At 73.1% G+C, this 26,824-nt stretch carries 21 protein-coding genes and 1 pseudogene; 7 read left to right on the forward strand and 15 right to left on the reverse strand.

Annotated elements, in window-relative coordinates; genetic code table 11:
- Positions 1-983: 983 nt before the first annotated feature.
- Positions 984-1,913: pseudogene (locus ACRYR2_RS07125) on the reverse strand (RNA polymerase sigma factor); the annotation flags it as partial.
- 659 nt (positions 1,914-2,572) lie between these two features.
- Between ACRYR2_RS07125 and ACRYR2_RS07130 the strand changes: the two are divergent.
- Positions 2,573-3,916: a M20 family metallopeptidase gene (locus tag ACRYR2_RS07130; RefSeq protein ID WP_432562145.1), complete on the forward strand. Its 1,344-nt coding sequence runs from the start codon at positions 2,573-2,575 to the stop codon at positions 3,914-3,916.
- Entirely contained in the window at positions 3,913-5,475 is a 1,563-nt protein-coding gene (locus ACRYR2_RS07135; RefSeq protein WP_432562146.1) for an AbgT family transporter, read from the forward strand. Before ACRYR2_RS07130 ends, ACRYR2_RS07135 begins: the two co-directional genes overlap by 4 nt.
- Positions 5,476-5,484: 9 nt before the next feature.
- Here ACRYR2_RS07135 and ACRYR2_RS07140 read toward each other — a convergent pair whose 3' ends face one another.
- Together ACRYR2_RS07140 and ACRYR2_RS07145 are read right to left on the reverse strand one after the other, a co-directional pair.
- On the reverse strand, positions 5,485-6,432 hold the full coding sequence (locus tag ACRYR2_RS07140; protein ID WP_432562147.1) for a C-terminal binding protein: 948 nt from the start codon (positions 6,430-6,432) through the stop codon (positions 5,485-5,487).
- Positions 6,433-6,457: 25 nt separating this feature from the next.
- Positions 6,458-7,768: an ATP-binding protein gene (locus ACRYR2_RS07145; protein WP_432562148.1), complete on the reverse strand. Its 1,311-nt coding sequence runs from the start codon at positions 7,766-7,768 to the stop codon at positions 6,458-6,460.
- A gap of 90 nt (positions 7,769-7,858) precedes the next feature.
- On the opposite strand from ACRYR2_RS07145, the gene ACRYR2_RS07150 reads away from it, so the two are divergent.
- The gene (locus tag ACRYR2_RS07150) at positions 7,859-8,821 is read left to right on the forward strand and encodes an ABC transporter substrate-binding protein (protein ID WP_432562149.1); all 963 of its coding nucleotides are present in this window, start codon (positions 7,859-7,861) and stop codon (positions 8,819-8,821) included.
- Here the strand turns inward: ACRYR2_RS07150 and ACRYR2_RS07155 are convergent.
- The 7 genes from ACRYR2_RS07155 to ACRYR2_RS07185 all read right to left on the reverse strand — a co-directional run bounded on the left by ACRYR2_RS07155 (position 8,806) and on the right by ACRYR2_RS07185 (position 16,071).
- Positions 8,806-10,353 (reverse strand): carboxylesterase/lipase family protein, encoded by a 1,548-nt coding sequence (locus tag ACRYR2_RS07155; RefSeq protein ID WP_432562150.1) that lies wholly within the window; start codon positions 10,351-10,353, stop codon positions 8,806-8,808. The genes ACRYR2_RS07150 and ACRYR2_RS07155 overlap by 16 nt on opposite strands.
- Before the next feature lie 82 nt (positions 10,354-10,435).
- Positions 10,436-12,121 carry a phosphoenolpyruvate--protein phosphotransferase gene (gene ptsP, locus ACRYR2_RS07160; protein ID WP_432562151.1) on the reverse strand — a complete coding sequence of 562 codons (1,686 nt, stop codon included), beginning with the start codon at positions 12,119-12,121 and terminating at the stop codon, positions 10,436-10,438.
- The gene (locus ACRYR2_RS07165; RefSeq protein WP_432562152.1) at positions 12,114-12,386 is read right to left on the reverse strand and encodes an HPr family phosphocarrier protein; all 273 of its coding nucleotides are present in this window, start codon (positions 12,384-12,386) and stop codon (positions 12,114-12,116) included. Before ACRYR2_RS07165 ends, ptsP begins: the two co-directional genes overlap by 8 nt.
- 13 nt (positions 12,387-12,399) lie before the next feature.
- A complete protein-coding gene (locus ACRYR2_RS07170; protein ID WP_432562153.1) occupies positions 12,400-13,902 on the reverse strand; it encodes a PTS fructose transporter subunit IIC in 1,503 nt (500 codons plus the stop codon).
- Positions 13,899-14,357 (reverse strand): PTS sugar transporter subunit IIA, encoded by a 459-nt coding sequence (locus tag ACRYR2_RS07175; RefSeq protein ID WP_432562154.1) that lies wholly within the window; start codon positions 14,355-14,357, stop codon positions 13,899-13,901. Before ACRYR2_RS07175 ends, ACRYR2_RS07170 begins: the two co-directional genes overlap by 4 nt.
- Positions 14,354-15,313 (reverse strand): 1-phosphofructokinase family hexose kinase, encoded by a 960-nt coding sequence (locus ACRYR2_RS07180; RefSeq protein WP_432562155.1) that lies wholly within the window; start codon positions 15,311-15,313, stop codon positions 14,354-14,356. The genes ACRYR2_RS07175 and ACRYR2_RS07180 overlap by 4 nt, the downstream gene beginning before the upstream one ends.
- Positions 15,310-16,071, reverse strand: coding sequence for a DeoR/GlpR family DNA-binding transcription regulator (locus tag ACRYR2_RS07185; protein ID WP_432562156.1), 762 nt, complete (start codon positions 16,069-16,071; stop codon positions 15,310-15,312). The genes ACRYR2_RS07180 and ACRYR2_RS07185 overlap by 4 nt, the downstream gene beginning before the upstream one ends.
- Before the next feature lie 347 nt (positions 16,072-16,418).
- Here ACRYR2_RS07185 and ACRYR2_RS07190 point away from each other — a divergent pair, with 347 nt between their 5' ends.
- Positions 16,419-18,836 (forward strand): phosphoketolase family protein, encoded by a 2,418-nt coding sequence (locus ACRYR2_RS07190; protein ID WP_432562205.1) that lies wholly within the window; start codon positions 16,419-16,421, stop codon positions 18,834-18,836.
- A gap of 26 nt (positions 18,837-18,862) precedes the next feature.
- On the opposite strand, the gene ACRYR2_RS07195 is transcribed toward ACRYR2_RS07190, so the two are convergent.
- On the reverse strand, positions 18,863-20,962 hold the full coding sequence (locus ACRYR2_RS07195; protein WP_432562157.1) for a DNA gyrase/topoisomerase IV subunit B: 2,100 nt from the start codon (positions 20,960-20,962) through the stop codon (positions 18,863-18,865).
- A gap of 212 nt (positions 20,963-21,174) precedes the next feature.
- On the opposite strand from ACRYR2_RS07195, the gene ACRYR2_RS07200 reads away from it, so the two are divergent.
- The gene (locus ACRYR2_RS07200) at positions 21,175-21,411 is read left to right on the forward strand and encodes a DUF7455 domain-containing protein (RefSeq protein ID WP_432562158.1); all 237 of its coding nucleotides are present in this window, start codon (positions 21,175-21,177) and stop codon (positions 21,409-21,411) included.
- A gap of 36 nt (positions 21,412-21,447) precedes the next feature.
- Entirely contained in the window at positions 21,448-21,942 is a 495-nt protein-coding gene (locus ACRYR2_RS07205) for a DUF456 domain-containing protein (protein ID WP_432562159.1), read from the forward strand.
- Here ACRYR2_RS07205 and ACRYR2_RS07210 read toward each other — a convergent pair.
- Positions 21,929-22,348 (reverse strand): VOC family protein, encoded by a 420-nt coding sequence (locus ACRYR2_RS07210; protein WP_432562160.1) that lies wholly within the window; start codon positions 22,346-22,348, stop codon positions 21,929-21,931. The two genes, ACRYR2_RS07205 and ACRYR2_RS07210, sit on opposite strands and share 14 nt — an antisense overlap.
- A gap of 61 nt (positions 22,349-22,409) precedes the next feature.
- Between ACRYR2_RS07210 and ACRYR2_RS07215 the strand changes: the two genes are divergently transcribed.
- Positions 22,410-23,354 carry a helix-turn-helix transcriptional regulator gene (locus ACRYR2_RS07215; protein WP_432562161.1) on the forward strand — a complete coding sequence of 315 codons (945 nt, stop codon included), beginning with the start codon at positions 22,410-22,412 and terminating at the stop codon, positions 23,352-23,354.
- Positions 23,355-23,472: 118 nt separating this feature from the next.
- On the opposite strand, the gene ACRYR2_RS07220 is transcribed toward ACRYR2_RS07215, so the two are convergent.
- From ACRYR2_RS07220 to ACRYR2_RS07230, 3 genes are all read right to left on the reverse strand, one after another.
- The gene (locus tag ACRYR2_RS07220; RefSeq protein ID WP_432562162.1) at positions 23,473-25,032 is read right to left on the reverse strand and encodes an RNA polymerase sigma factor; all 1,560 of its coding nucleotides are present in this window, start codon (positions 25,030-25,032) and stop codon (positions 23,473-23,475) included.
- 165 nt (positions 25,033-25,197) lie between these two features.
- Positions 25,198-25,599 (reverse strand): universal stress protein, encoded by a 402-nt coding sequence (locus tag ACRYR2_RS07225; protein WP_432562163.1) that lies wholly within the window; start codon positions 25,597-25,599, stop codon positions 25,198-25,200.
- Positions 25,600-25,652: 53 nt separating this feature from the next.
- Positions 25,653-26,798, reverse strand: coding sequence for a DUF4192 family protein (locus ACRYR2_RS07230; RefSeq protein WP_432562164.1), 1,146 nt, complete (start codon positions 26,796-26,798; stop codon positions 25,653-25,655).
- Between the last annotated feature and the right edge of the window lie 26 nt (positions 26,799-26,824).

Genomic DNA, 26,824 nt, shown 5'->3' on the forward strand with positions numbered 1-26,824 from the left:
TCACCCCGTCCGTCGATGCGTCGGCGGGCGGGGCAGGTTCCACAGCCTGCGCGGCGCTGCTGATGCGGACCCTCACCCCGTCGCCCACTCCCTCGACGGCGACCTCCGGTTCCCCGCTCAGCTCCAGGCCACCTCGACGCACCTGCTGGACGAGGTCGGCGCGGAGGCGAGCCCTCAACGTGCGGGGATGACGCCGCCAGTCCAGGCAGGAAGCGATGGTCACGACGACGACATGAGCACGAGAAGACACGACCACGATCCCTAGAGCGGCAGCCCGGTGACGCCCTGGGCAAGCGGAGCCACTGGCTGTACTCCAGGCCAGGTTCCGGCATGCGCGCCGGCTCCGCAAGCCGCATCGACTGCGCCCCTGGCCCACCGCTGAGCATCCGCGCACGCACGTCCACCTCGGCGGCCTCCCGGTGGGTCGCTGCGCGCCCGGCCGATCATCACGCAGGCGAGGGGAAACCGGGTGCAGCCGCGATCCGGCTCACGATCCAGGACCTCGTCGAGGGGAGCGGCGCAGATCGTCCATCCTGCTGCGTTCCTCGACCCGCCGGGATTCCTCGACGTCCCACTCGTCCGTCGTCGACTTGTCGCTGAGAGCAGTCAGGCATCCGAGGCACACCGCCTGTCCGTTCCACACCGTCACCGCCTCAACCCTCGCGTCCTCGCTCAACAGGTGTCCCGCACAGAGCAGATTCATCTCAGCGCCCCTCTCGGCGTGTGTTCTCGTCGGGTCTGCACGTGCGTGACGACCCCGCGGCGGCGACGAGCGGGGAGCAGCCCCGGAATCAGCCGGCCGGTCCTGGTCGCCGTCCAGTGCCGGCGCAGGGAACCGTCGCAGGGGCCAGCGGCCGAGCACGGTCGTGGTTCCTCCCACCTCGACACCGGTCGGTCCACAGTCCCACCGCTGAGCGGCAGCGGCGGACCGGTCCCCAGCGAGGCGATCGGCTGGGGCGACCGAACCCGACTGCAGTGATCAGTCAATCGAGGTAGTCACGCAGGATGCTCGAGCGCGAGGGATGCCGCAGCTTCGACATCGTCTTGGCCTCGATCTGGCGGATCCGTTCCCGCGTGACCCCGTACACCCTGCCGATCTCGTCCAACGTCCTGGGCCGGCCACCGATCAGACCGAAGCGCATCGAGACGACACCGGCCTCCCGCTCGGACAGCGTGTCCAGCACCGAGTGCAGCTGCTCCTGCAGCAGCGTGAAGGTGACCGCCTCCAGGGCGTCGACCGCCTGGGCGTCCTCGATGAGGTCACCGAACTCGGAGTCGCCCTCGGTGCCCAGCGGGGTGTGCAGCGAGATCGGCTCGCGGCCGTACCTGCGCACCTCCACGACCTTCTCCGGGGTCATGTCGAGCTCCTCGGCGAGCTCTTCCGCAGTGGGTTCGCGGCCCAGGTCCTGCAGCATCTGCCGCTGCACGCGGGCGAGCCTGTTGAGGATCTCCACGACGTGCACGGGGATGCGGATGGTGCGGGCCTGGTCGGCCATGGCGCGGGTGATGGCCTGCCGGATCCACCACGTCGCGTAGGTGGAGAACTTGAAACCCCTGGTGTAGTCGAACTTCTCGACCGCACGGATCAGACCGAGGTTGCCCTCCTGGATAAGGTCCAGGAACAGCATGCCGCGGCCGGTGTACCGCTTGGCCAGCGAGACGACCAGACGCAGGTTGGCCTCGACCAGGTGGCTGCCGGCCGTCCGGCCGTCCTGCCCGATCCACCACAACTCCCGTGTGAGGACCGGGTCCACCACCGAGCGCAGCTTCTCCTCGGCGTACAAGCCGGCCTCGATGCGCCGCGCGAGCTCCACCTCCGAGGCAGCGGTCAGCAACGGCACCCGGCCGATCAGCCGCAGGTAGTCCCTCACCGGATCCGCCGAGGCACCGGCCGTGGTGACCTGCACCGCCGGCTCCTCCCCCGCATCACCGCCATCGCCGACGTCGCCGCCCATCGCACGACCGCCGGTCACGCCCGGTCCCGGACGGTCGCCCTGCCAGGCACCGACGGTTCGGACCGCAGCCGGCTCCCCGAGGGGCCTGCCGGAAGTGGGTGGAGGTGACATGTGCGGCCCTTCGTGGCGGAGTTGGTACCCGACGTGCTCGAACCTCACCGCACCGCGTTCGGCGGCCACCACTCGTGCGGCACTGCTTGAACCACTGGACGTGCACCGCACCGTCCAGCACCGCCATCAGACCACACAACCGGCCAGCACCGGCACGATCGTGCTCCAGGCTCTCGACGAGCGGTGCCGACGTCGCGCACCCGGTAGGTCGCCCAGGTGCTGATCTCCGCCGTGGCACTGATGGCATCCCTCGTCGGGAGCTTCCCGTTCCCGAGGCGGATCGCCCGGCAGGACGGCTCGGCGCGGCGGACCGTCGCACGCGCGACGAGGGCGGCGCCTCGCAGCGGTTCCGTGTCCAGCAGGCCTCCTCCTGGACGGCCGCGGGCAGCGCCGGGCCCGGAGGCGTCGGCACCTGGCCCGGGACGGTGTGAACTCCGTGTTTCGGCGGGCCGCCACCCCGCGAGTCGACTGGCAGCGGCACACCGGCAGCGGTAGGCCTGAGCGGCATGGCCGATCAGTTCCCCGACGTGAGCCGCCCCACCCGCCCGGACACCACCTACCTGGAGTCCGTCCGCGCCGGCATCGACCGCGCGGCCGCCGCGGCGACGCCGCTGGCCAGCGAGCACGCCGGAGCGCCGGCGGCGTTGCTGGAGGCCACCGAGGCCGCCGTCGAAGCCGTCCGCGACGACCTGCTGGACCTGAGCCACGACCTGCACGCCCACCCCGAGGAGGCGTTCGCCGAGCACCGGTCGGTGCGGGCGGTGGCCGACCTGCTGGCGCGTCACGGCATCGAGGCGCAGGTCGGGGTCCACGGGCTCGACACGGCCTTGAAAGCGACCGTGAGCCACGGCGACGGCCCCACCGTCGCGGTCCTCGCCGAGTACGACGCCCTGCCCGGGGTCGGGCACGGTTGCGGGCACAACGTCATCTGCGCCAGCGCGGTGGGCGCCTTCCTGGGCCTGGCGCACGCCCTGCGCTCGGAGGAGGTCCACGGAACCGCCGTGCTGCTCGGCACACCGGCCGAGGAGGGTGGTGGCGGCAAGGAGACGATGGCCCGCGACGGTGCCCTGGAGGGCGTCGACGCCGTCGTGATGCTGCACCCGTTCAGCTACGACGTGGCGATCCAGCCGTTCCTGGGCCGCCGGCAGGTGCGCGCGACGTACACCGGCGTTCCCGCGCACGCCTCGGCGCAGCCGTTCATGGGCCGCAACGCCCTGGACGCCGTCGTCGCCGGCTACAACGGGATCGCGATGCTGCGCCAGCACATCACCCCCTCGGACCGGGTCCACGGCATCGTCGTCGACGGCGGGCAGCGGCCGAACGTCGTGCCCGCGACCGCGACCTCGGAGTACTACGTGCGCTCGGCCGAACCCGCGACCCTGGCCGACCTGTGCGCGCGGGTCGAGGTGGTCCTGCGGGCCGCGGCCGCCATGACCGGTACGGGCGTGTCCTTGGAGTGGGACCGGCAGCCGGCGTACCTGCCGATCCGGGCGAACGTGCAGCTGGCGGCGCGCTGGACCGCGCACCAGCGTCGCCGGGGCCGGACCGCGCTGCCGCCGGGGGTCGTCCCGGAGACCCTGTCGGGCTCGACCGACCTGGGCAACGTCAGCGTCCGGGTGCCCTCGATCCACCCGATGCTGGCGGTCTCGGACCCCGGGACCTCGTTGCACACCAGCGAGTTCGCCGCCGCAGCCGGTTCGGCCGACGGTGACCGCGGAGTTCTCGACGGGGCCGTCGGCCTGGCCCTGACGGCTCTGGACGTCCTGGCCGACCCCGACCTGCTGAAGGCGGTGCAGGCCGAGTTCGACGCCGCCGGCGGCGTCCTGGACGTGGAGGAGTTCCTGGCGTGAGCACAGCGACCTCCGCCCCCACCCGCACCGAACGGGTCCTCGGGGGAATCGAACGGGCCGGCAACAAGATCCCCGAACCCTTCCTGCTGTTCCTGCTGCTGTTCGGGATCCTCGCGGTCGCCTCCTCCGTCATGGCCTGGGCGGGCGTGACGGTGACCGTCCCGGGGTCGGAGGAGACGAACGAGATCCGCGGGTTCCTCACCGTCGAGGGCATCCGGTGGTTCACCACGACGGTGGTGGACAACTTCGTCTCCTTCCCACCGCTGGGCACCGTCGTGGTGATCCTGCTGGCCGTCGGTCTGGCCCAGAGCAGCGGGCTCATGTCGGCCCTGGTGAAGAAGGCGTTCTCCGGAGCCCCCCGCTGGCTGCTGCCCTACGCCGTCTCGTTCATCGGGATCGTCGGCAGCGTCATGGCGGACTCGGTGATGCTGGTCATCCCGCCGCTGGCCGCGATGGTGTTCAAGGCCGTCGGCCGGCACCCCGTGGCCGGGTTGCTGGGTGCCTTCGCCGCGGCCGGCGCCGGGTACTCCACCTCCGTCGTCGTCACGAGCCTGGACGCGCTGTTCGCGGGCATCACCGAGTCGGTGGCGGCCACGCTGCCCGACGCCGGAACTCCCGTCACCCCCATCTCGAACTACTTCTACAACATCGCCGCCTCCCTGCTGCTGACGGTCGTGTGCGGTCTGCTCATCACCAAGGTCCTCGAACCGATGCTGGTGCGCCGCGGTGTCCCCACCGAACAGGCCGACGACGCGCAGGGTCCGGGCGCGATCGAGGACGTCCACGACCTGAGCGTGAGCGTCGACGAGACGAGGGCCCTGGGCCGCGCGGGGATCGCCGCCCTGGTCACCGCCGTCGCCCTCGTCGTCCTCGCGGTGATGCCGGGCTCGCCGATGCGCAACGAGAACGGCGGGTACCTGCCGGAGTCGCCGCTGCTGGACTCCACGGTGTTCATGGTCGTCACGATGCTCACCGTTCCCGCCGTGGTCTACGGCCGGCTCACCGGGACGTTGCGCCGGTTCGTGCAGATCCCCGACGCCATGGCCGCGGCGGTCAGGGACATGGCCCCGTTCATCGTGCTGGCGTTCGTCCTGGGGCAGTTCATCGCGCTGTTCACCTGGACCAGGGTGGGCACGTGGATGGCGGTCGCCGGGGCCAGCGGGCTGGAGTCGCTGAACTTCACCGGCTTCGAGGCGATCGTCGGTTTCGTGCTGCTGGCCACGGTGCTGAACCTGTTCATCACCTCGGGATCGTCGATGTGGACCATCATGGCCGCGGTCTTCGTGCCGTTGTTCGCGCTGCTGGGCTACGAACCGGCGTTCGTGCAGGCCGCGTTCCGCGCCGGGGACTCGGCCACGCAGATCCTCACCCCGCTGAACCCCTACATCGTGGTCGTGCTCGGGATGCTGCGGCGCTACGAACCGCAGGCCGGGCTGGGCACGCTCATCTCCAGGTTCCTGCCGTTCACCGTCTGCTTCTGGATCGCCTGGATGGCGCTGCTGACGCTGTGGTTCGTCCTCGACCTGCCCTTGGGGCCGGGGCAGTACTCGCGGCTGTGAGACGCGCGTTCAGGCCTGCGTCAGGACCTCCAGCAGGCGTTCGGCCGCCAGGCGGCGCAACCGGTGCGCCGAACCCGGCGACAACCACGCCACGTGCGGGGTCACCACGACCCGCGGGTCGCGCAGCAGCGGGTCGTCGGGCGCCGCCGGTTCGGTCCACCAGACGTCCAGCGCGGCTCCCGCGATCGTGCCGTCGGCCAGCGCCGCCTCCAGGGCGCCGCGGTCGACGAGCCCGGCGCGGGCGGTGTTCACCAGCAGGGTGCCCGGTCGCATGCGCGCGAACGCGTCGGCGCCCACCACCCCACGGGTCTGCTCGGTCAGCGGGGCGTGCACGCTGAGGGCGTCGGCGCGGGCGAACAGGTCCGGCAGGTCGACCAGTTCGACGCCGTGCGCGGCCGCGTCCTGCGCGGCGACGAACGGGTCGGCCACCACGACGGTGCAGCCGAACGGCAGCAGCCGCCGCGCCACCTCACGGGCGATGGCGCCGAAACCGACCAGCCCCACCGTCGTCACCCGCAGTTCAGCCGGGTCCCGCAGTTCCCCGCGGGCGGGCCAGTTCCCGCCCGCCGTGGCCGCCGACCACGTCGGCACTGCCCGCAGCAGGGACAGCAGCAGGGTGACGGCGTGGTCGGCGACCTCGGCCGAGCCGTAGTCGGGAACGTTGCGCGCGACGACGCCGGCCTCCCAGGCGGCCGCCTCGTCGACGTTGTCCATGCCGACGCCGTAGCGGAAGAGCGCGCGCACCCCGAGGTCGGCGCACGTGCGCAGGACCTCCCGCGTCATGGGTGCGTACTGGACGAGCAGCCCGGCCGGCCGGTGCTCGGTGACGGCCGCGACGACGTCGGCCTCGGTGCGGCACGCGGCCTCGACGACCCGGTGACCGGCGGGCTCGAGGACACCCCGCTCGATCGTCGCGGGGCCGGAGTCGTTGTCGGTGACCAGGACGGTGGTGCTCACGGACGGACCCTACCCACCCGGTGGGTCAGAGGTAGTTCCCCGTCAGCGGCGCCGGCTGCCAGCGTCCGTCCCGCACCACCTCGAGCACCACCTCGGTGGTGAGGTGGTCGCCGTGGCCGAGGACGGTGCGGCGCACCACCTCCCGCAGGTCGGCGCCGGTGACTCCCGGCGGCAGGTGGTCGGCGACCACGGCGCAGTCGACGGCCTGCTCGCCGTAGGGCCCGAGCAGGCGGCGCAGGATCGCCTCGCACCCGGCGCGGTCCGGTGGGGCCAGGTGGACCACCGCGTCGAAGCGCGCCGACCGCGTCGCCGCGGCGTCGAGGGCGGCGGGGTCGTTGGTGCTGGCGATGGTCAGGACGTCGCGGTACTCCTCCGTGCCGTCCAGCACGGCCAGGAAGTCGGCCAGCGCCGTACCGCGGGCGCCGGCCTTGCGGTCGCCGAGGTAGAGGTCGACGTCCTCGAGGACCACGACGCTCGGCCCGAGGTCGGTGGTCTCCCGGTAGACCTGCCGCAGCACGCTGGAGGCCGCGGCCGCGTCGACGATGATGACGGTGAACTCCCCCACGAGTTCGCGCGCGACGACCCGGCTCAGCGCGCTCTTGCCCACCCCGGGCGGCCCGGCGAGCAGAACTCCCCGGTTGGTGCCCAGCCCGAGGGTGCGCAGCAGGTCCGCGCGGGTGGTCAGAGCCGCGACGTTGGCGTCGATCTCGGTCCACACGTGCCCGGGCAGCACGAGGTCGTCGCGACCGCCGGGACCGAGGGCGGTGGGTTTCAGCTTCAGCGGCAGGTGGGCGTCGGCGTGCAGCACCCGGCCCCGGTAGAAACCCTTGTCCCGGCGTGCGGTGGCGAGCAGGTCGTCGGCCAGGACCCGGGCCGCGGCGTGGTCACCGGGCCGGGACAGCACCCGCAGCGAGGCCGGTTGCGGTTCGTACTCGTGCTCGGCGAGCTGGACGACGACGTCGGCCGAGGTCGCCGTCCCGGCGGGGAAGAACGCGGCGGCCGAGGTGGGGACCGAGACGTGCTCGTCGAGCAGGTCGATGCGCTGCCAGGTCGGCGGCACGTCGTCCTCGACGGGCCCCAGGACGGCGGCGTGCTCCTGGACGAGGTCGGCCAGCGCCGCGCCGACCGAGACCGCGCGGGTGTTGGTCAGGTCGACGCGTTCGGAGACCAGCGAGGTGTGCGGGACACCCAGGTGGGTCTCGACGAAACCGTTGGCCGTGGTGGTCGACGCACTGCCACCGGAGAGGATCTCGCCGAGGAGGGCGAGGCTGCGGCGGACGTCGGCGGGTTCGGCGCTGAGCCGGCGCGACAGGGCCGGGCCGAGGTCGTCGGTCACGCGGGGAGGCTACTCCCCCAGGCACGGGGCGGCCGCGGAACCGCGACTCCTGATCGCCACCCGTCGATCAGGTGAGGCTATCCTCAGATCGTGCCTCCTCTGCCTCGTCGTTCCCTGTTCACCTTCGGGCCCGTGACCGCGCTGCTGGCCGCGGGGTGCTCCGCACCGACCGGAGCGGCCTCCCCCGCCGGTTCCCCGACCGCCGGCACCCGCACCGTCGAGAGCGTCGCGGGTCCGGTCGAGGTTCCCGCCAGCGTGAACTCGGTCGTCGCCACCGAGGGCCGCCGCGACCTCGACATCGCCCTGGCCCTCGGCCTGCCGCTGGTGGGTTTCCCGCGGGACGGCGAGACCCCCGACGCGGTGCCCCGCTTCGACGCCGAACTGCGCGCGGCGGAGGCCGCGGGCGCCGAGCAGCTGTTCCTGCGCAACGAGATCAACCTCGAGGCGATCGCGGCGGTGGACCCGGACCTGGTCCTGGGACGCGACGAGGACCTCGCCGAACTGCCCGAACTGACGCAGATCGCCGCGGTCCTGCCCCTGGGCCAGACCGGCACGAACCGCACCTGGCAGGACGACCTCGCCGTGGTCGCGCAGGCCACCGGGACACAGGCTGCGGCCGAGGAGGTCCTGACCCGCTACGCCGGCCGGCTCGAGGAGGTCCGGGCCGCGCACGCCGACGCGCTGGGCGCGCGGGTGCTGATGGCCGCGACGTCCGAGGACGGCGGGCTGAGCCTGTCCGGCAGCCGGCTGGCGGTGCGCGTCCTGTCCGACCTCGGCGCGGTGTTCTCCCCGGCCATGGCCGCCGTCGTCCCCGACGGCGAGGCCGACTACTCCCAGGAGAACGTCGCCCGCGCGACGGCCGACGCCGACCTGGTGGTCCTCGTGGCGAACGACGCCGAGGCGCGTGACCTCGTCGCCTCCCCCACCTACCGCGACGTTCCCGCCCTGGCGGCCGGCAGGTACGTCGTCGTCGACAAGTACGTCAACGAGGGCGGGCCGCTGACGGCCGTCTCGTTCCTGGACACCCTGGACGAGCTCTACGCCGCGCTCTGATCGAAGGGGCGGAACTCGACCCCGGCCCAGATCCGCTCCCGCGGGTCGGGCGTGGTCTCGAGGGAGTCCCGCGAACCCCAGACGTGCACGGGAACTCCCTCGGTGTCGATGGACGCCCAGCCGGGATCACCGTCGGCGGCGAACCCCGTCCACGCCGCGACCATGCGCCGCGACAACGCCACGGAGGCCGGAGTGGGGAACACCCCGCGCAGCCGGGTCCCCAGCCGCGGAACCCGGCGGGCCAGCGGCAGGACCGGAACGGCGTGCAGGAACGGTTCCATGGCCTGCGGGTTGCCGAAGGCGAACGGCACGTCCAGACCGTGGGTCGCGCCGAACCTCCCACCCAGGGCCGGGGAACGCCAGGTGAACCGGGCCAGGTGCGTACGGCCGCCGCGGGCGGTGTGGGCGCGGGCGAACCGGCGGGAGGGTTCGGCGAACAAGCCGTCGGAGAGCACCGCGTCCCCCACGGCACCGGGGTCGGCGGCCGGCATCAGCGTCCGGTACTCCTGCACCGCGCTCGCGGGGAGGCCGACGGCGACGGCGAACTGCGCGACCTCCTCGAAGTTCCTCGCGACGGGCGCGAACCCGCTGCGGGAGAACAAGGTCCACTCGTCGGCGACGGTCTGCACGAGCAGGTCCACCGTCGGGTCGCCCCCGGCGTGCGGGCCCTGCATGAACGGGCCCGCGACGACGTCGCCGTCGACGACGGGGTGGTACAGCAGCGGGACCGCGCCGCGGGGACCGGCGTCGGGGTCGGCGGCCAGGTCCTGGGCCACGGCGTCGGAGGCCGCCAGCAACCGGACGGGCGGCAGGCCGGCGAAACCCTCGCGGGTGGCCGGCACCCGGGCGGCGCGGGCGACCCGGGCCGCGACCCGTTCGGCCTGCGCGAGCGAGTACGTCTCCCCCGTGATGCTGGCCGCGATGGCCCGCGAGAACAGCCCACGGGCCGATGGGGCGCACAGCAGCGCCGCGACCGAGGCGGCACCGGCCGACTGCCCGGCGATCGTCACCCGCGCGGGGTCCCCGCCGAAGGCCGCGATGTTCTCCGCCACCCAGCGCAACGCCGCGATCTGGTCGAGGATCCCCCGGTTCTGCGGGGCGCCCGGGACGGCGCCGAAACCCTCGAACCCCAGGCGGTAGTTCAGGGTGACGACAGCGAAACCCCGGGCCACCCAGGCCGCCGGGTGGTACGCGGGCGCCGAGCCGGACCCCGAGACCCAGCCGCCGCCGTGGATCCACACCAGCACCGGCAGGTCCCGGGGGAGGTCGGCCGGGACGTGGACGTCGACGGTCAGGTGGTCGTCGCCGGCGTCGTGGCGCCAGCCGTAGCCGGAGCGCGGGTCCTGCGGAGCGACCGGGGAGGGTTCACGGGCCTCACGCACGCCCTGCCAGTGCGCGACGGGAGCCGGTGCGGCGAAGCGGTGGACCCCGACGGGTGCTGCGGCGTAGGGGATCCCGCGGAAGCTCACGACCCCGCGTTCGGCCGGACGGCCCCGGACACCACCCGCCGTCGTCACGACGACCCTGGGCATTCCGCTCCTCCTGCGCACGAGTTCCACGGATCCCTCGGCGAGGCCGGGGGGACGTCCCGCCGAGGGATCCTGGCGACCGACTTTACAGCGCGAGCACCTCCGGATCGGCGAGCCGCGCCGTTGCCTCGCGCGCCTCCTCCGGCGAGTCGGCCTCCAGCGCCGTCCGCGCCATCTCCTCGCAGACGGCGACAGCGGTGCGCGACAACGCGAAGCGGACCGCCGGCACGGCCGCCGGCGCCATCGACAGGCTGCGCACGCCCAGCCCCACCAGCACCAGGGCCAGCAGCGGGTCGCGGGCCGCCTCACCGCAGACACCCACCGGTACGCCCGGGTCGGTGCTGACGAGCCCGGTGGCCGCGACCAGCTGCAGCACAGCGGGTTGCCAGGAGTCGAGCAGATCGGCGAGGTCGCCCGCGAGGCGGTCGGCGGCCATCGCGTACTGGGTGAGGTCGTTGGTGCCGATGCTGACGAAGTCCAGCCCCGCGGCCACGAGCCGGCGCGAGCGCAGCGCGGCAGCCGGAACCTCGACCATCGCACCCACCGTCGTGAGCCCGGCGGCGCGGGCCTGCGCCGCGAACCCGGCGGCCTCGGCCGGGGTCGACACCATGGGAGCCATGACCCACGGCTGCCTGCCGGTCCGCTCCGCCGCCGCGGCCAGCGCCTGCAGCTGGGTCCGCAGGAGCTCGGGGTGACGGCGGGACGTCCGCAGTCCACGCACTCCCAGCGCGGGGTTCTCCTCGGCGTCCACGGCGACGAACGTCAGGGGTTTGTCGGCACCGGCGTCGAGCGTGCGGACGACGACCTTGCGGTCGCCGAACGCGGTGAGCACCCGCGCGTACGTCTCGGTCTGCTCCTGCAGCGTCGGCGCGCTCGCCCGGTCGAGGAAGAGCACCTCGGTGCGGAACAGCCCGACGCCCTCGACGTCCTGGGCCGCGGCGCGTTCGGCGTCCTCGAGGGTTCCGACGTTGGCCAGCAGCTGCACGGCCGTCCCGTCCGCGGTGCGGCCGGGGCCACCGGCCGAGGCCGCCAGGGCGGCACGGACGGAGCGGCGGGTGCGGATCTGCTCGACGAGGTCCGCCGGCGGGTCGAGGGTGACGGTTCCGGTGCGGGCGTCGACGGCGACCGTCGTCCCGGCCGGCACGTCGAGGGCGCCGGCGACGCGCACGATGCACGGGATGTCGAACTGCGCGGCGATGATCGCGGTGTGGCTGGTCGGACCTCCCAGTTCGGTGACGATGCCCGCCACGTGCGACAGGTCCAGCGCCGCGGTGTCGGCCGGGGCGAGGTCGCGGGCGACCACGACCGAAGGGCCGAGCAGTTCGGGAACCCCGGGCTCGGGACGCCCGAGGACGCGCGCGACGACCCGGTCACGCACGTCGCGCAGGTCGGTGACGCGTTCGGCCAGGTACGGGCCACTGGCCGCGAGCACCTCGCAGAACTGCTCGACGGCCTCGTCGACCGCCGTCGCGGGGCCCGCACCGGCCGCCAGGCGCCGGTCGACCTCGGCGAACAGCCCCGGGTCGGCGGCCATGAGCGCGGTGGCCTGCAGCACCTCCGCGGTCGTGCCGCCGGCGGCCTCGGCCCGCTGGCGCAACGTGGCGGCGACGGCCGCGAACGCCTCGCGGACGGCGCGGGTGGCGGCCTCGACGTCGGCCGCGGGAGGTTCGTCGGCCGGCGGCCGGGCCGCCGGGGCGAGGACCACGGCCGTGCCGGTCGCCGCTCCGGTCCCGACACCCACACCCGTCAGCAGCCCAGCGGCTTCAGGCATCGTGGTCGGTCTCCAGCACGGTGACCAGACCGTCCAGCGCGGCGTCGGCCCCCTCGCCCTCGGCCGTCAAGGTGACCCGGTCGCCCTGCTTGGCGCCCAGTCCCATCACCATGAGGATGCTGCGGGCGTCGACGGGTTCACCCTCGCCCACGGCGACGGTCACCGGCAGGCCGGTGGCCGCGGCGGCCTGGACGAACAGCGACGCCGGACGGGCGTGCAGGCCGACGCGGGAGGCGATCACGGCGGTGCGGGTGGTGGTGGACACGGTGCTTCCTCTCTCAGACCGTCGCGCTCTGGGCGGCGGGGGTGGTGGTGTCGGCGGCGTTCCCGGGGGCCTTGCGGTGCCAGCCCTTCAGGACGACGACCGCGGCGGCGGTGACGACCGACCCGATGACGATGGCCAGCAGGTACAGCAGCGGCGCACCGACGAGGCCGAGGACGACGACCCCGCCGTGCGGGGCGCGCAGGCTGTTCCCGAAGGCCATGACCAGGCCGCCGGTCACACCGGAGCCGAGCATCGCGGCCGGGATGATCCGCAGCGGGGCGGCCGCGGCGAACGGGATGGCACCCTCGGTGATGAAGAACGCGCCGAGCAGGACCGCGGCCTTGCCGTTCTGCCGTTCGGCCTCGGTGAACAGGTTCCTGCGGACGAACGTCGCCAGCGCGATGCCCAGCGGCGGGGTCATGCCGGCGGCCATGACCGCGGCCATGACCCTGAGCTCGACGGGGCTGCCCGAGGAGGTGGCGACGGTCGCCAGTCCGGTGGTGGCGAAGGTGTAGGCGACCTTGTTGACGGGGCCGCCGAGGTCGGCGGCCATCATGATGCCGAGGATCACGCCGAGCAGCACGATCCCGCTGCCGGACAGCGAGTTCAGCCCTGCGGTGAGCTGGTCCATCAACCAGGCGATGGGGCGGCCCAGGACGACCAGCATGGCGCCCGCCGTCACGAAGGTGGCGATCAGCGGGATGACGACGACGGGCATGATGCCGCGCACGGCGTTCGGCACCTTCAACCGCGCCAGGCCCAGGGCGACGAAACCCCCGAGGAAACCGGCTGCGAGCCCGCCGAGGAAACCGGCACCCACGGTGACGGCGATGGAACCACCGACGAAGCCGGGGGCGATGCCGGGTCGGTCGGCGATGCCGAAGGCGATGAACCCGGCCAGCACCGGCACCAGGAAACCGAACGCGGTGCCGCCCAGGACGAACAGCAGCCCGGCCCAGTCGTGCGCACTCAGCGGGTCGAAACCGGCGATGAGGTCGGCGGCCGTGACGGAGTTGATGTCGTACCCGCCGATGAGGAACGCCAGCGCGATCATGATGCCGCCGGCGGCGACGAACGGGATCATGTAGCTGACGCCCGTCATCAGCCACTGCCGGACGCGGGTTCCGACACCGGCTCCGGCGGTGACCTTGGTGGCCAGCGCGGGACCGGCGACGGGAGCGGGCGTCCCGCCCGGCGTTCCCTTCGGTGCGGCCTCGACCGCGGCGACGGCGGCCGCGACGACTCCCGGGGCGTCGGCGACGGCCTTCTTGACCCCCACGTCGACGAACGGGAGCCCGGCGAACCGGTCCTTGTCGCGGACCTCCAGGTCGGCGGCGAAGATGACACCGTCGGCCGCTGCGACGACGGCCGGGTCGAACGGCGCCGAACCCGCCGATCCCTGGGTCTCGACCGTGACCTCGTGCCCCATGGCCCTGCCGGCCTGTTCGAGGGCCTCGGCGGCCATGTAGGTGTGGGCGATGCCGGTGGGGCAACTGGTGATGGCGACGAACTTCATCGTCCGTAGACCTCCGTCAGGACGGTCGAGGCGACGGCGGCGGCGTCGGGGGCCTCGAGGAGGGATTCGCGGAAGGAGACGTGCACGAGCTTGCGGGCCAGCGCGGCCAGGATCTGCAGGTGGTCGGCCTCGCCCTCGGTGGGGGCGGCGATGAGGAACACCAGGTTCGCCGGGCCGTCCGGGGCGCCCCAGTCGATGCGCTCGCCGGACACGACGCGGCCGATCGCCAGGCTCGGGACGGTGACGGCGGCCGAGCGGGCGTGCGGCAGGCCGATGCCGCCGGGGATCCCGGTGGCCATCTGCTCCTCGCGGGCGGCGACGTCGGCGAGGAACTGCGGCAGGTCGGTGACCCGGCCGGCGTCGGCCAGGGTCTGCGCCAGCTGGCGGGTCGCGTCGACGCGGTCGGTCGCCACGAGGTCGACGAGGACGAGTTCCGGAGCGGTCAGGTCGGTCATCGCTGAAGGTCCTTCACGAGGGTGTCGGGGTGGGGGTTCAACAGGGTGCGGACGGCGGCGGCCGCCTGCTGCGTCTGGAGTTCGGCGGGGACGGTGCTGCCGGGCAGCAGGACCGCGGCCCTGCCCCAGGCGACGGCGGTCGCGAGGCGCTGCGCCGCGGTTCCCCTCGAGTGCAGGAAACCGGCGAGCGTGCAGTCCCCGGCGCCGACGGTGCTCAGCGGGACGAGAGGCTCCCCCCCGGCCCAGACGGCGCCGTCGGCCGTCACGAGCAGGGCGCCGGCACCGCCGAGGCTGACGAGCACCTCACCCACACCCGCGGCGCGGAGTCCGGCAGCGGCGGTGACGACGTCGCCGACGGTCAGGAGTTCCCGGCCGAGGAGTTCGGCCAGTTCCTCGTGGTTGGGCTTCAGGACGTCGGGTGCGGCCTCGACCGCCGCCGCCAGCGCGGTTCCGCTGGTGTCGACGGCGCAGCGCACACCGGCGGCTCGGGCGGCGCGGGCGAACTGCGCGTGCAGGTCGGTGGGCGCGCCGGGCGGCAGGCTGCCGCTGGTCACCAGCCAGTCCGGTGTCGCGTCGAGTTCGGTGAGCACGCTGCGGCACAGCGCCTCGACGTCCCCGGTCGTGAGTTCCGGTCCGGGTTCGTTGAGCTTGGTGGTGGTGCCGTCACGTTCGACCACGGCGGTGTTGGTGCGGATCGCCCCGGCGATCGCGACGGGGACGACGTGGACGTGCTGCGGGGCGAGCAGGGCTTCCAGGCGGGCGCCGTCGATGCCACCCGAGGGCAGGACGGCGCGGGCGTGGTGACCGTGCCGGGCCAGGACCCGGGCGACGTTGACGCCCTTGCCGCCGGCCTCGACCGAACCGGCCAGGGCCCGGTGGACCTCGCCGCGCGTCAGTGCCGCGAGTTCGACCGTGTGGTCGATGCTCGGGTTCGGGGTGACGGTCAGGAACCTCATGCCCGCAGGACCCGGGGGCCGGCGGCCTCGACGTCGGCGACGATCTCGAGGTCGGTCGCGGTGTCGGTGATCACGGTGTCGACAGCCTCCAGGTGTGCGACGTGGGCGAAGTCGTCGCGCCCGAACTTGGTGTGGTCGGCGAGGACGACGGTCCGCCGCGCGGAGGAGATGAGTGCGCGTTTGACGGCGGCCTCGGCCAGGTCGGGCGTGGTGAGCCCGTGCTCGACGGTGAGGGCGTTGGTGCCCAGGAAGCACACGTCGGCGAAGACCTCGGCCAGCGCGCGTTCGGCCCACCCGCCCACGGCTGCCAGGGTGCGGCCGCGGACGGTCCCGCCGACGAGGTGGAGGGTCAGGTTCGGACGGCTCGCGACGACCGAGGCGACCGGGAGGGCGTGGGTGACGACCACGAGTTCGCGGTCCGTCGGGAGCAGCTCGGCCAACCGGACCGTGGTCGTGCCGGCGTCGACGAGGACCGTCCCGCCGTCGGGCAGTTCGGCGAGCGCCGTCTTGGCGATGCGGTCCTTCTCGGCGGCGGCCACGTCCTGGCGTTCGGGGACGGCGAGCTCGGCGCCGAGGCGCTCGACGGGGATGGCCCCGCCGTGGACGCGGCGCAGGACGCCGCGTCGTTCCAGGACCGTGAGGTCGCGGCGGATCGTCTCGGGCGTGACGTCGAGCAGCTCGGCCAGCGCGCTGACCTCGACCCGGCCGGCGTCGCGCGCCGCGTCGAGGATCGCCTGGTGCCGCTCCGGTGCGTACATCGCGTCGACTCCGTCGTCTGGTGGTGCCTGATCCGTTCTGCTGAGCAGAGTTCTACCGCCGACCGGACACGAAGTCAACGATTCGGGCGTGATCGGACATCGAGCAGCCGCGTGTCCCGCCGGCGAACGCCCGCCGGACGCCCGGCGAACACCACGGGTACCGGGACGCGACCGCACCGACCTGTCGGATCGCCTCCTCGGCAGGGGATGGTGCGCGCCCGGGAGGTGTGGTGTGCTGCGTGCCGGAAGTCCGGAACAGGAGGGTTGCCGTGACCGACCACCTCGCCGTGAGCACCGAGCCCCGCACGCCCTGGACCCGCCGTCGCGAGCCGTCGCCACCGCCGGAGGTGCTGGCGCGCGTCGACGCGTGGTGGCGGGCGGCGAACTACCTGTCGGTCGGCCAGATCTACCTGCTGGACAACCCGTTGCTGCGTGAACCGCTGCGCCGTGAGCACGTCAAACCCCGGCTGCTGGGGCACTGGGGTACGACCCCGGGGCTGAACTTCCTCTACGCCCACCTCAACCGGGTCGTCGGCGAGCGGGGACAGCCCACCCTCTACGTCACCGGACCCGGCCACGGCGGACCCGGTCTGGTGGCCAACGCCTACCTCGACGGCACCTACTGCGAGGTGTACTCCGACATCACCCCCGACGAGGACGGGTTGCGGCGGCTGTTCCGCCAGTTCTCCTTCCCCGGCGGCATTCCCAGCCACGTCGCGCCGGAGACCCCCGGCTCGATCCACGAAGGCGGTGAACTGGGCTACGCGCTGTCGCACGCCTACGGCGCCGCCTTCGACAACCCCGACCTGCTGGTCGCCGCGGTCGTCGGCGACGGGGAGGCGGAGACCGGCCCGCTGGCCACGAGCTGGCACTCCAACAAGTTCCTCAACCCCGCCCGCGACGGCGTGGTGCTGCCGATCCTGCACCTGAACGGCTACAAGATCGCCAACCCGACGGTCCTGGCGCGCATCCCCGAGGACGAACTCCTGGCCCTCCTGCGCGGCTACGGACACCACCCGCACGTGTTCACCGGTGGTTTCGACGGCGAGGACCCGGCCGAGGTCCACGGACGCTTCGCGGCCCTCCTGGACACCGTGCTGGACGAGATCGCCGACCTCAAGGCCACCGCCGCCGCCGGTGACCTGTCCCGTCCGGCGTGGCCGATGATCGTCCTGCGCACGCCCAAGGGCTGGACGTGCCCACCGCGGATCGACGGCAGGCAGGTCGAGAACTCCTGGCGTTCCCACCAGGTCCCGCTGGCCAGCGCGCGGGACACCGACGAGCACCTGCAGGTCCTGGAGGGCTGGCTGCGGTCCTACCGTCCCGAGGAGCTGTTCGACGCGACCGGAGCGCTGGACGCCGACACCGCCCGGCTGGCGCCGGTGGGAACCCTGCGGATGAGCGACACCCCGCACGCCAACGGCGGGACGCTGCTGCGCGACCTGCGGTTGCCCGACTTCCGGGAGTTCGGCGTCGACGTCCCCGTTCCGGCGGGTTCGACGAGCGAGGCGACGCGGGTGCTGGGGCGGTGGCTGACCGAGGTGATCCGGCGCAACCCCGACAACTTCCGCCTCTTCGGCCCGGACGAGACCGCCTCGAACCGTCTGCAGGCCGTCTACGAGGCCACCGACAAGCAGTGGAACGCCGAGTTCCTCGACCCGGAGGTCGACGAGCACCTCGCGCGCGCCGGCCGGGTGGTGGAGATGCTGTCCGAGCACCAGTGCCAGGGATGGCTGGAGGGGTACCTGCTCACCGGGCGGCACGGGGTCTTCAACTGCTACGAGGCCTTCATCCACATCGTCGACTCGATGGTGAACCAGCACGCCAAGTGGCTCAAGGTGTCCCGCGAGATCCCCTGGCGCCGTCCCGTGGCCTCGCTGAACTACCTGCTGTCCAGTCACGTCTGGCGTCAGGACCACAACGGGTTCAGCCACCAGGACCCGGGCTTCATCGACCACGTCGTGAACAAGAAGGCCGAGATCGTCCGGGTCTACCTGCCGCCGGACGCGAACACGCTGCTGTCCACCTACGACCACTGCCTGCGCAGCCGGAACTACGTCAACGTCGTCGTCGCCGGCAAGCAACCCACGCCCGACCTGCTGACGATGGAGCAGGCGATCGCCCACTGCACGCGGGGGCTGGGCATCTGGGAGTGGGCGGGGCGGGAGGTGCCGGGCGAGGAACCCGACGTCGTGCTGGCCTGCGCCGGCGACGCCCCGACGCTGGAGGCCCTGGCCGCCTCGGACATCCTGCGCCGGGAACTGCCCGACCTGACGGTCCGCTTCGTCAACGTCGTCGACCTCATGCGGTTGCAGGACGAGCGTGAGCACCCGCACGGTCTGTCCGACCGCGACTTCGACACCCTGTTCACCACGACCCGGCCGATCGTGTTCGCCTACCACGGCTACCCCTGGCTCATCCACCGCCTGACCTACCGGCGGGCCGGGCACCAGAACCTGCACGTGCGCGGCTACAAGGAGGAGGGCACGACGACCACCCCGTTCGACATGGTCATGCTCAACGACCTCGACCGGTACCACCTGGTCATCGACGTCATCGACCAGGTGCCGGGCCTGCGGTCGCGGGCCGCGGGGCTGCGCCAGCGGATGCAGGACGCCCGCCTCGCGGCCCGTGAGCACACCCGCCGGCACGGCGAGGACCTGCCCGGGATCCGGGAGTGGGTCTGGCCGGCGGCCGGGGACACCCGTCCGCGCGGGGCCGTGCTCACGGCCGGCGGTGGCGACACCGGCGGGGACAACGAGTAGCGGCCGCCACCGGGCCCGGGTCCCCCTCAGGCGTCGATGCGGTCGCGGTCCAGCTTCTCGGCGCCGGCGATGATGAAGTCCTTGCGCGGGGCCACGTCGTTGCCCATGAGCAGCTCGAAGACCCGCTCGGCCACCGCGCCGTCGGCCACCGTCACCCGGCGCAGCGTGCGGTGGGCGCGTTCCATGGTCGTCTCGGCCAGCTGGTCCTCGTCCATCTCCCCCAGCCCCTTGTACCGCTGGGGTTCCTTGTAGCTGCGGCCGCGCCTGTTCAGGTCCGCGGTCACCTTGCGCAGCTCGGCGTCGGAGTAGGTGTAGATGACCTCCCGCTCGGCCTTGCCGCGGCCGCTGACCTCGACGCGGTGCAGCGGGGGGACGGCGGCGAAGACCCGGCCGGCGTCGATGAGCGGGCGCATGTACCGGAAGAACAGCGTCAGCAGCAGGGTGCGGATGTGGGCGCCGTCGACGTCGGCGTCGGTCATGAGCACGATCTTGCCGTAGCGCACCGAGTCCAGGTCGAAGCTGCGCCCCGACCCCCCGCCGACGACCTGGATGATCGAGGCGCACTCGGCGTTCTTGAGCATGTCCGTGACCGAGGCCTTCTGGACGTTGAGGATCTTGCCGCGCAGCGGCAGCAGCGCCTGGTACTCCGAGTCGCGCGCCCCCATCGCCGTCCCCAGCGCCGAGTCGCCCTCGACGAGGAACAGCTCGGTGTTGGCGACGTCGTCGGACCGGCAGTCCTTCAGCTTGGGCGGCAGCGAGGAGCTCTCCAGCGCGTTCTTGCGACGCTGGGTCTCCTTGTGCAGCCGCGCGGAGATGCGCGACTTCATCTCGGTGACGACCTTGTCCAGGACGGCCGTGGCCTGCGCCTTCTCCTCGCGCTTGCTGCTGGACAGGACCGCGCCGAGCTCGTTCTCGATGACCTTGCGGACGATGGCGCGCACGGCCGCCGTGCCCAGGACCTCCTTGGTCTGGCCCTCGAACTGCGGTTCGGCCAGCCGGACGGTGATGACGGCCGTCATCCCGGCCAGGATGTCGTCCTTCTCCAGCTTCTCGTCCTTGCCGACCTTGAGCCGACGGGCCTGGGCGTCCACCTGCTTCTTCACCGCGGCGAACAGGCCCTGCTCGAAGCCGGACAGGTGCGAGCCGCCCTTGGGGGTGGCGATGATGTTCACGAACGAGCGGATCGTGGGTTCGTACCCGGTGCCCCAGCGCAGCGCGACGTCCACGGCGCAGCGCCGCTCGACGGCCTGCATGCTCATGTGCCCGGAGTCGTCCAGGACGGGGACGGTCTCGGTGAACACGTCCTCGCCCTGCAGACGCCACACGTCCGTGACCGGCGCGTCGGGGGTCAGGAAGTCGGCGTACTCGCTGATGCCCCCGTCGTGCTGGAAGACCTCCTCGACCGTCTCCCCCGAGCGTTCGTCGCGGATGACGATGCGCAGGCCCGGGACGAGGAAGGAGGTCTGGCGGGCCCGGGCGGTCAGGTCCTCGTAAGAGAACTTGGCCTCCTTGAGGAAGACCTGGGTGTCGGCCCAGTAGCGCACCCGCGTCCCGGTGACGCCGCGCTTGGCCCGCCCGACGACCTCCAGACCCGTCGCGGGGGTGAAGGGGGCGTCGGGGCCGTCACCGGCGTACCGACCGGGTGCGCCGCGCCGGAAGCTCGTGGCGTACGTCTTGCCCCCGCGGTCGACCTCGACGTCGAGGCGGGAGGACAGGGCGTTGACGACGCTGGCGCCGACGCCGTGCAGGCCGCCGGAGGCCGAGTACGACCCGCCGCCGAACTTGCCGCCCGCGTGCAGGTGGGTGAAGACGACCTCCACCCCGGACAGGCCCGTCCGCTTCTCCGCGTCGACGGGGATGCCGCGGCCGTCGTCGTGGACCTCCACCGAGCCGTCGGCGTGCAGGACCACGGTGATGTTGGCGCAGTGACCACCCAGCGCCTCGTCGACGGAGTTGTCGATGATCTCCCACAGGCAGTGCATGAGGCCGCGGGAGTCGGTGGAGCCGATGTACATGCCCGGACGCTTGCGGACCGCCTCGAGGCCTTCGAGGACGAGGAGGTTGGCGGCGGTGTACTTGTCGTTCGCGTCGTTCTTGGCGCCCGGGGCCGAGCTGGGTGGAGTCACCCAGGCAGCCTACGTGCAACCTTGTCAACCCCCCGGCATCCCCCGCCAGGCGGCCGTTCCCGGGTCCGGTGTGACCAAACGCACCTCCGCTAGGAGCGAACGCACTGGGCCGTCGGCGTGGGAACGCGCGCACGGTGCCGAAGGTTGGGGAAGAGTGTCCGGTGGGAGCAGCAGCTGCCCGCCAGCGTGCACGACCCGGAAGGAGTCGCGGAGTGACCACCGCCATGACCACCCTCAGCAACAACCCCATGACTGCCTCGGACCGGTGCGACCGGTGCGGTGCGCAGGCCTACGTGCGGGTCGCCCTGGCCGCCGGTGGTGAGCTCCTCTTCTGCGCTCACCACGGCCGCGAGCACCGCGACGCCCTGCGGGCCGCGGGCGCCGACATCCACGACGAGTCGCAGAAGCTGGTGGCGACGCCGGCGACGGCGGCTCCCGACGAGCGCTGATCCTCCGCATGACCGGCCGACGAGCCCGGGGTCACCATGGGTGACGCCGGGCTCGTCGCCGTTGCGCTCGCGATCGCCGTCGGGCTGGTCGGGATCGTCGTCCCCGTCCTGCCCGGCACCGTCCTCATCGCCGCCGCGACGCTGGTCTGGGCCCTGTTCGAGGGGGGCCAGGCCTGGCTCTGGTTCTCCGCGGCGGTCGTGCTGATGGCCGCCGGCCAGGTCGCGATGTACCTGCTGCCCGGGCGCCGCATGACGCGGGCCGGGATCCGCAGGACCACCCTGCTGCTCGGCGCCCTCCTCGGGGTCGTCGGGTTCTTCGTCATCCCGGTCGTGGGTCTGCCGATCGGGTTCGTGCTCGGCGTCTTCCTCGGCGAGCTGCTCGGGGTCTCGAAGGTGGGCAACCGGGCGTCCGCTGCGTGGCGCTCCACCGTGGTGGCCCTGAAGAACGTGGGCCTGTCGGTCGCCATCGAGGCCGGTGCCGCCCTGCTGGCCACCGTCGTGTGGGTGGCCGGGGCGCTCAGCCTGCGCTGAACGCGACCGCCTGGTCCACCACCCAGGTGACCCCGAACCGGTCGGTCAGCATCGCGTACAGCGGCGAGAAGGCCGAAGGCCCCAGCGGCGTGCGCACGTGCCGGGCCCCCGCCGACAACCCTTCGCAGGCGGCGGTGACCTCCTCGGCGCTGTCGCAGCGCAACGACACGTACACGGCGTTCGTCCCCGGGTCGAAGTCCCGTGTGGTCTGGACGTCGTAGGCCATGACGTGGAAGCCGCCCGGGGTGCGCACCTCGCCCCACAGCACGTGTTCGGACGGTCCCTGGTCGTCGTGGGCCTGGCCGTAGGTGACGATCGTCGGCTCGCCGCCGAAGACCTCGGCGTAGAACGCGAGCGCCTCCCGGGCCTGGCCGCGGAAGTTCAGGTGGGTCGTGGTGGTGGTCATGGCTCCACCGTTGCAGGGGAAGCGGTCAGGACCTGTCCTCTTGCACCGCAGACTGGAACCCGTGAGCGGGACGTCGGGGCGGTTGCTGTCGTTGCTGTCGTTGTTGCAGGCCCGCCGGGACTGGCCCGGGCGGCTGCTGGCCGAACGGCTCGAGGTGAGCGCGCGCACCGTCCGTCGCGACGTGGACCGGCTGCGTGAGCTGGGCTACCCGATCCAGGCGACCAGAGGTCCCGACGGCGGGTACCGGCTCGAGGCCGGGGCGGACCTGCCGCCGCTGCTGTTCGACGACGACCAGGCCGTCGCGTTGACCGTCGCCCTGCGCAGCGCGGCGGCCGCCGGCGGCGGGGTCGGCGAGGGCGCGGCCCGGGCGCTGGCGACCGTGCGCCAGGTGCTGCCGGGGCGCTTGCGGCACCGGGTCGAGGCGTTGTCCCGGGCCGACTTCGTCGCGCGGAGCGGATCCGACGTGGACACCGGGGTCCTCCTGGCCGTCGGCGACGCCGTCCGTGCCCGCGAGGTGCTGCGCGTGGACCACCGCGGCGAACCCCGCCGGGTCGAACCGCACCACCTGCTGCACCGCGACGGCCGCTGGTACCTGCTCGCCTTCGACCTCGACCGCGACGACTGGCGCACCTTCCGGCTGGACCGGATGCGGCCCAAGGTGCCGACCGGTCCCCGGTTCACGCCCCGTGCGGTGCCCGGCGGGGATCCCGCCGCGTTCGCCGAGGCGCGGTTCAAGGGCTCTGCCGTGCAGAACGCGTGGCCGTGCACGGGCCGTGTCGTGCTGCGCCGGCCGGCCGCCGAGGTCGCCGGGTTCGCCGGAGACGGCACCGTCGAGCCGCTGGACGCCGGGCGGTGCCGCGTCCAGCTGGGCTCGTGGTCGTGGATCGCGCTCGCCGCCGCGATCGGCCGTTTCGACGCCGAGGTCGAAGACGTCTCCCCCGCCCCGTTGCGGGCCGCCTTCGCCACCCTGGCCGAGCGCTACGCCGCCGTGACCGCGGCCAGGTAGCGCCGCACGGCGTCCCGGCCGTGCGGATCCCCGTCGGCCTGTCGCGCAGGAGCCGGGGCTGCGGACGCACGACGGCCCGGTCGGAGGGATCCGACCGGGCCGTGGTGGAGGTGTCTGCTCAGTCCAGGTAGTCGCGCAGGACCTGCGAGCGCGAGGGGTGGCGCAGCTTCGACATCGTCTTGGACTCGATCTGGCGGATCCGTTCGCGGGTCACGCCGTAGACCTTGCCGATCTCGTCCAGCGTCTTGGGCTGACCGTCGGTCAGACCGAAACGCATCGAGACGACACCGGCCTCGCGCTCGGACAGCGTGTCCAGGACGGAGTGCAGCTGCTCCTGCAGGAGCGTGAAGCTCACGGCATCGGCCGGGACGACCGCTTCGGAGTCCTCGATGAGGTCACCGAACTCGGAGTCGCCGTCCTCGCCCAGCGGGGTGTGCAGCGAGATCGGCTCGCGGCCGTACTTCTGGACCTCGACGACCTTCTCCGGGGTCATGTCGAGCTCCTTGGCGAGCTCTTCCGGAGTGGGTTCGCGGCCCAGGTCCTGCAGCATCTGCCGCTGCACGCGGGCGAGCTTGTTGATGACCTCGACCATGTGCACCGGGATGCGGATGGTGCGGGCCTGGTCGGCCATGGCGCGGGTGATGGCCTGCCGGATCCACCACGTCGCGTAGGTCGAGAACTTGTAGCCCTTGGTGTAGTCGAACTTCTCGACCGCACGGATCAGACCGAGGTTGCCCTCCTGGATCAGGTCCAGGAACAGCATGCCGCGGCCGGTGTACCGCTTGGCCAGCGAGACGACCAGACGCAGGTTGGCCTCGAGCAGGTGGTTCTTGGCGCGGCGGCCGTCCTCGCTGATCCACCACAGCTCACGCTTGAAGATGTGGTCGATGTCCTCACCGGAGTGCAGCTTCTCCTCGGCGAACAGGCCGGCCTCGATGCGCTTGGCGAGCTCGACCTCCTGCTCGGCGTTGAGGAGGGCGACCTTGCCGATCTGCTTGAGGTAGTCCTTGACCGGGTCGGCCGTCGCACCGGCCGTGGAGACCTGCTGGGCCGGGGCGTCGTCCTCGTCGTCGTCGCGCAGGACGAACCCGCCGGCGGCCTTCTTGGCGGCCGGCCCCTCCTCGGAGGACTCGGCCGCGGTATCGGTCGAGGTCTCCTCGTCGACCACGACCTCGTCGTCCTTGAGGTCCTCGGTGAGGTCCTCGATCGGCTCGTCGACCTCCTCGCCCGTGGGCTCGGCGTCGGTCTTGGCCTTGGCGGCGGTCTTCTTGGCGGTGGCCGTCTTGGCGGCCGACTTCGTCGCCGTCTTGGCAGCGGCCTTGACGGGCTTGGCGGGCTTGGCGGCGGCACCGTCCTCACCGTCGACCGGGGCGGCCGCGCGCTTGGCGGCGGGGCGCGCGGTCTTGGTCGCGGTGGCGGTGGACGTCGTCCGGCGCGAGGACGCGGCCGCGACGGCGCGCTTGGGGGCGGCCTCGGGCACCTTCACGGTGATCCCGTTGTCGTCGAGGGCGCGCAGGACCGCCTTCATGCGCTGCACGGGCAGCTGGGCGTCCTCGCACGCAACCCGGACGGCCTGCGCATCGACGTAGCCGTGGGTGGTTCCGTGCTGCAGGAGCTCCTGGAACGGAGCGGAAGCGAACTCTGGCGGGAGCGGCCGGGAGGTCGGTACCGACGACACGGACTGCCTTTCGTCGTGGGCGGAACGAGGCTGCGCGGGCAGCAGCCGACAACGTCAACACCGGCGGGCGGGGTGCTTATGCCCACGTGGGAGACAAACCACGATTGTGGCACGGATGGGGCCCTGATCGCGCACGACACCACCCGTGCGACCCCCGCGGACTCCTCAGTCCTCGGGTTTGACGGCCAGCACGGGGCACGGCGCGTCGAGCAGGATGCGTTGGGCGCTGGCGCCGAGGATGAGCTTGCCGACGGGTGTGCGCCGCCGGAGACCGATGACGATCAGGGTGGCGCCGGTCTCCTCCGCTGCGGTGATGAGGTCGTCGGCCGGGTCCTCGGAGTCGGGGACGTCGCGCACCTCGACGCTCAGCCCGGCGGCGGCCGCCTGCTCACGCACCGTGTCGAGCAGCTCGGCGAGCTGCTTGGCCTCATCGGCGTCGACCTCGCGTCCCGGACGCTGGCTGTGGACCACCACCAGCGTCGTCGACAGCCGCACGGCGGCCTGCCCCGCCTGGGCCAGCGCGGCCCGCCCCTCGGGATTGGCCACGTACCCGACGACGATCCCCATGCCGCATCCTCCTACGCCGTTGACGGACGAGGCGTGACCGTACTACGGCGCGCTCAGCGCCGAGCTGGCAGGGCACGGACCAGGGCGGCGGCGACCAGGCGGGCGAGCCGGTGGTCGGGGTCGTGGACCAGCGCCTCCTGCGCGCAGGCCAGCGCCGGGACGGACCGCCCCGCGTGCCAGTCCAGCCAGGCCGCCACGGCCCACGCCTGGGCTGCGGCCGGCCCCGCGGCGTGCCGGGCGACGTCGACCGCGAGCGCGGCGGCGACTGCGCCGCGCCGGTCGTCGAACTCCTCGTCCAGGGCGGCCGACAGCAACGCGGCGGTGCCCTCACCGGCCAGCAGGGCCTCGCGGGAACGGTCGGTCCGCGGCCCGGCGCAGCCGCTGAGCAGCACCGCGTCCCGCAGGGCGACGTCGTCCAGGACGGCCAGCACCCGTCCGCACCAGGCCGCGGGCGGCAGGCTGCGCGTCGCACCGGCCAGCCGCCCGGTCAGCTCGTCCTCCCAGGCGTCGACCACCTCCCGGCGGACCTCGGCCACGGGCCGGTCGGCGTGCCGGCGGCGGACGCGGGCGGTCGCTGCGGCCGCGGTGCGCCGGCGTTCGGCGTCGACGGGGACGGTCAGGGGCAGGACGGCCTCGCGGTCCGGGGCCGCGCTCCAGCCGGCACCCACGGCCTCGGCGACGATCCGGTCGGCGGCGGCGTCCTCGCGCGGCACCCCGGCCGCCGGGCAGCAGGTGCGGTCGCAGGACAGCGAGCGCCACCGGTCGGCCGTGACGAGGAGGACCTCGGGAACGTCGACGCCGCTCGCGGACAGCCGGGCGCGGACGTGGTCGACCGTGGCCGAAGCCCGCGCGCCCGGTGCGAGGACTCCGGCGACGGTGGTGGCGTCGGGGTCGTACACGAGCACGTGGACCCGGGAACCGGGCTGGAGCTGCCGGAGCAGCTCGTCCAGCGCGGGGGCGGTCACCGCGGCGACCGTCGGCGCGTCGGGACCGCCGGGCAGGTCGGCGCGGCCGGCGAACCCCAGCCGCCGGCGACCCGAGGGGCCCTGCCGCCGCAGTTCGAGCAGCACGAGGCTGTCCGCCGGGTGGAAGCCGAAGGCGTAGGGCACCACCGCGACGAGGTCGCCGGGGCTCTTGGCGACGACGGTGGGCCGGGAGTCCGTCCCGCGGGTGGTGCCGGTGGACGTCGGGGAGGTCATGCCGGTCAGCGTGCGTCAGCACACCG

The sequence above is a fragment of the Kineococcus deserti genome (assembly GCF_050871945.1).
In the GTDB taxonomy this organism is placed as follows: Bacteria; Actinomycetota; Actinomycetes; order Actinomycetales; family Kineococcaceae; genus Kineococcus.

What these genes read in the sequence shown, in the direction of transcription:
- ACRYR2_RS07130 (WP_432562145.1), top strand. Translation starts at nt 2,573, where the DNA reads ATGGCCGATCAGTTCCCCGACGTGAGCCGCCCCACCCGCCCGGACACC.
- ACRYR2_RS07155 (WP_432562150.1), bottom strand. Translation starts at nt 10,353, where the DNA reads ATGCCCAGGGTCGTCGTGACGACGGCGGGTGGTGTCCGGGGCCGTCCG.
- ptsP (WP_432562151.1), bottom strand. Translation starts at nt 12,121, where the DNA reads ATGCCTGAAGCCGCTGGGCTGCTGACGGGTGTGGGTGTCGGGACCGGA.
- ACRYR2_RS07170 (WP_432562153.1), bottom strand. Translation starts at nt 13,902, where the DNA reads ATGAAGTTCGTCGCCATCACCAGTTGCCCCACCGGCATCGCCCACACC.
- ACRYR2_RS07175 (WP_432562154.1), bottom strand. Translation starts at nt 14,357, where the DNA reads ATGACCGACCTGACCGCTCCGGAACTCGTCCTCGTCGACCTCGTGGCG.
- ACRYR2_RS07180 (WP_432562155.1), bottom strand. Translation starts at nt 15,313, where the DNA reads ATGAGGTTCCTGACCGTCACCCCGAACCCGAGCATCGACCACACGGTC.
- ACRYR2_RS07185 (WP_432562156.1), bottom strand. Translation starts at nt 16,071, where the DNA reads ATGTACGCACCGGAGCGGCACCAGGCGATCCTCGACGCGGCGCGCGAC.
- ACRYR2_RS07205 (WP_432562159.1), top strand. Translation starts at nt 21,448, where the DNA reads ATGGGTGACGCCGGGCTCGTCGCCGTTGCGCTCGCGATCGCCGTCGGG.
- ACRYR2_RS07210 (WP_432562160.1), bottom strand. Translation starts at nt 22,348, where the DNA reads ATGACCACCACCACGACCCACCTGAACTTCCGCGGCCAGGCCCGGGAG.
- ACRYR2_RS07225 (WP_432562163.1), bottom strand. Translation starts at nt 25,599, where the DNA reads ATGGGGATCGTCGTCGGGTACGTGGCCAATCCCGAGGGGCGGGCCGCG.
- ACRYR2_RS07230 (WP_432562164.1), bottom strand. Translation starts at nt 26,798, where the DNA reads ATGACCTCCCCGACGTCCACCGGCACCACCCGCGGGACGGACTCCCGG.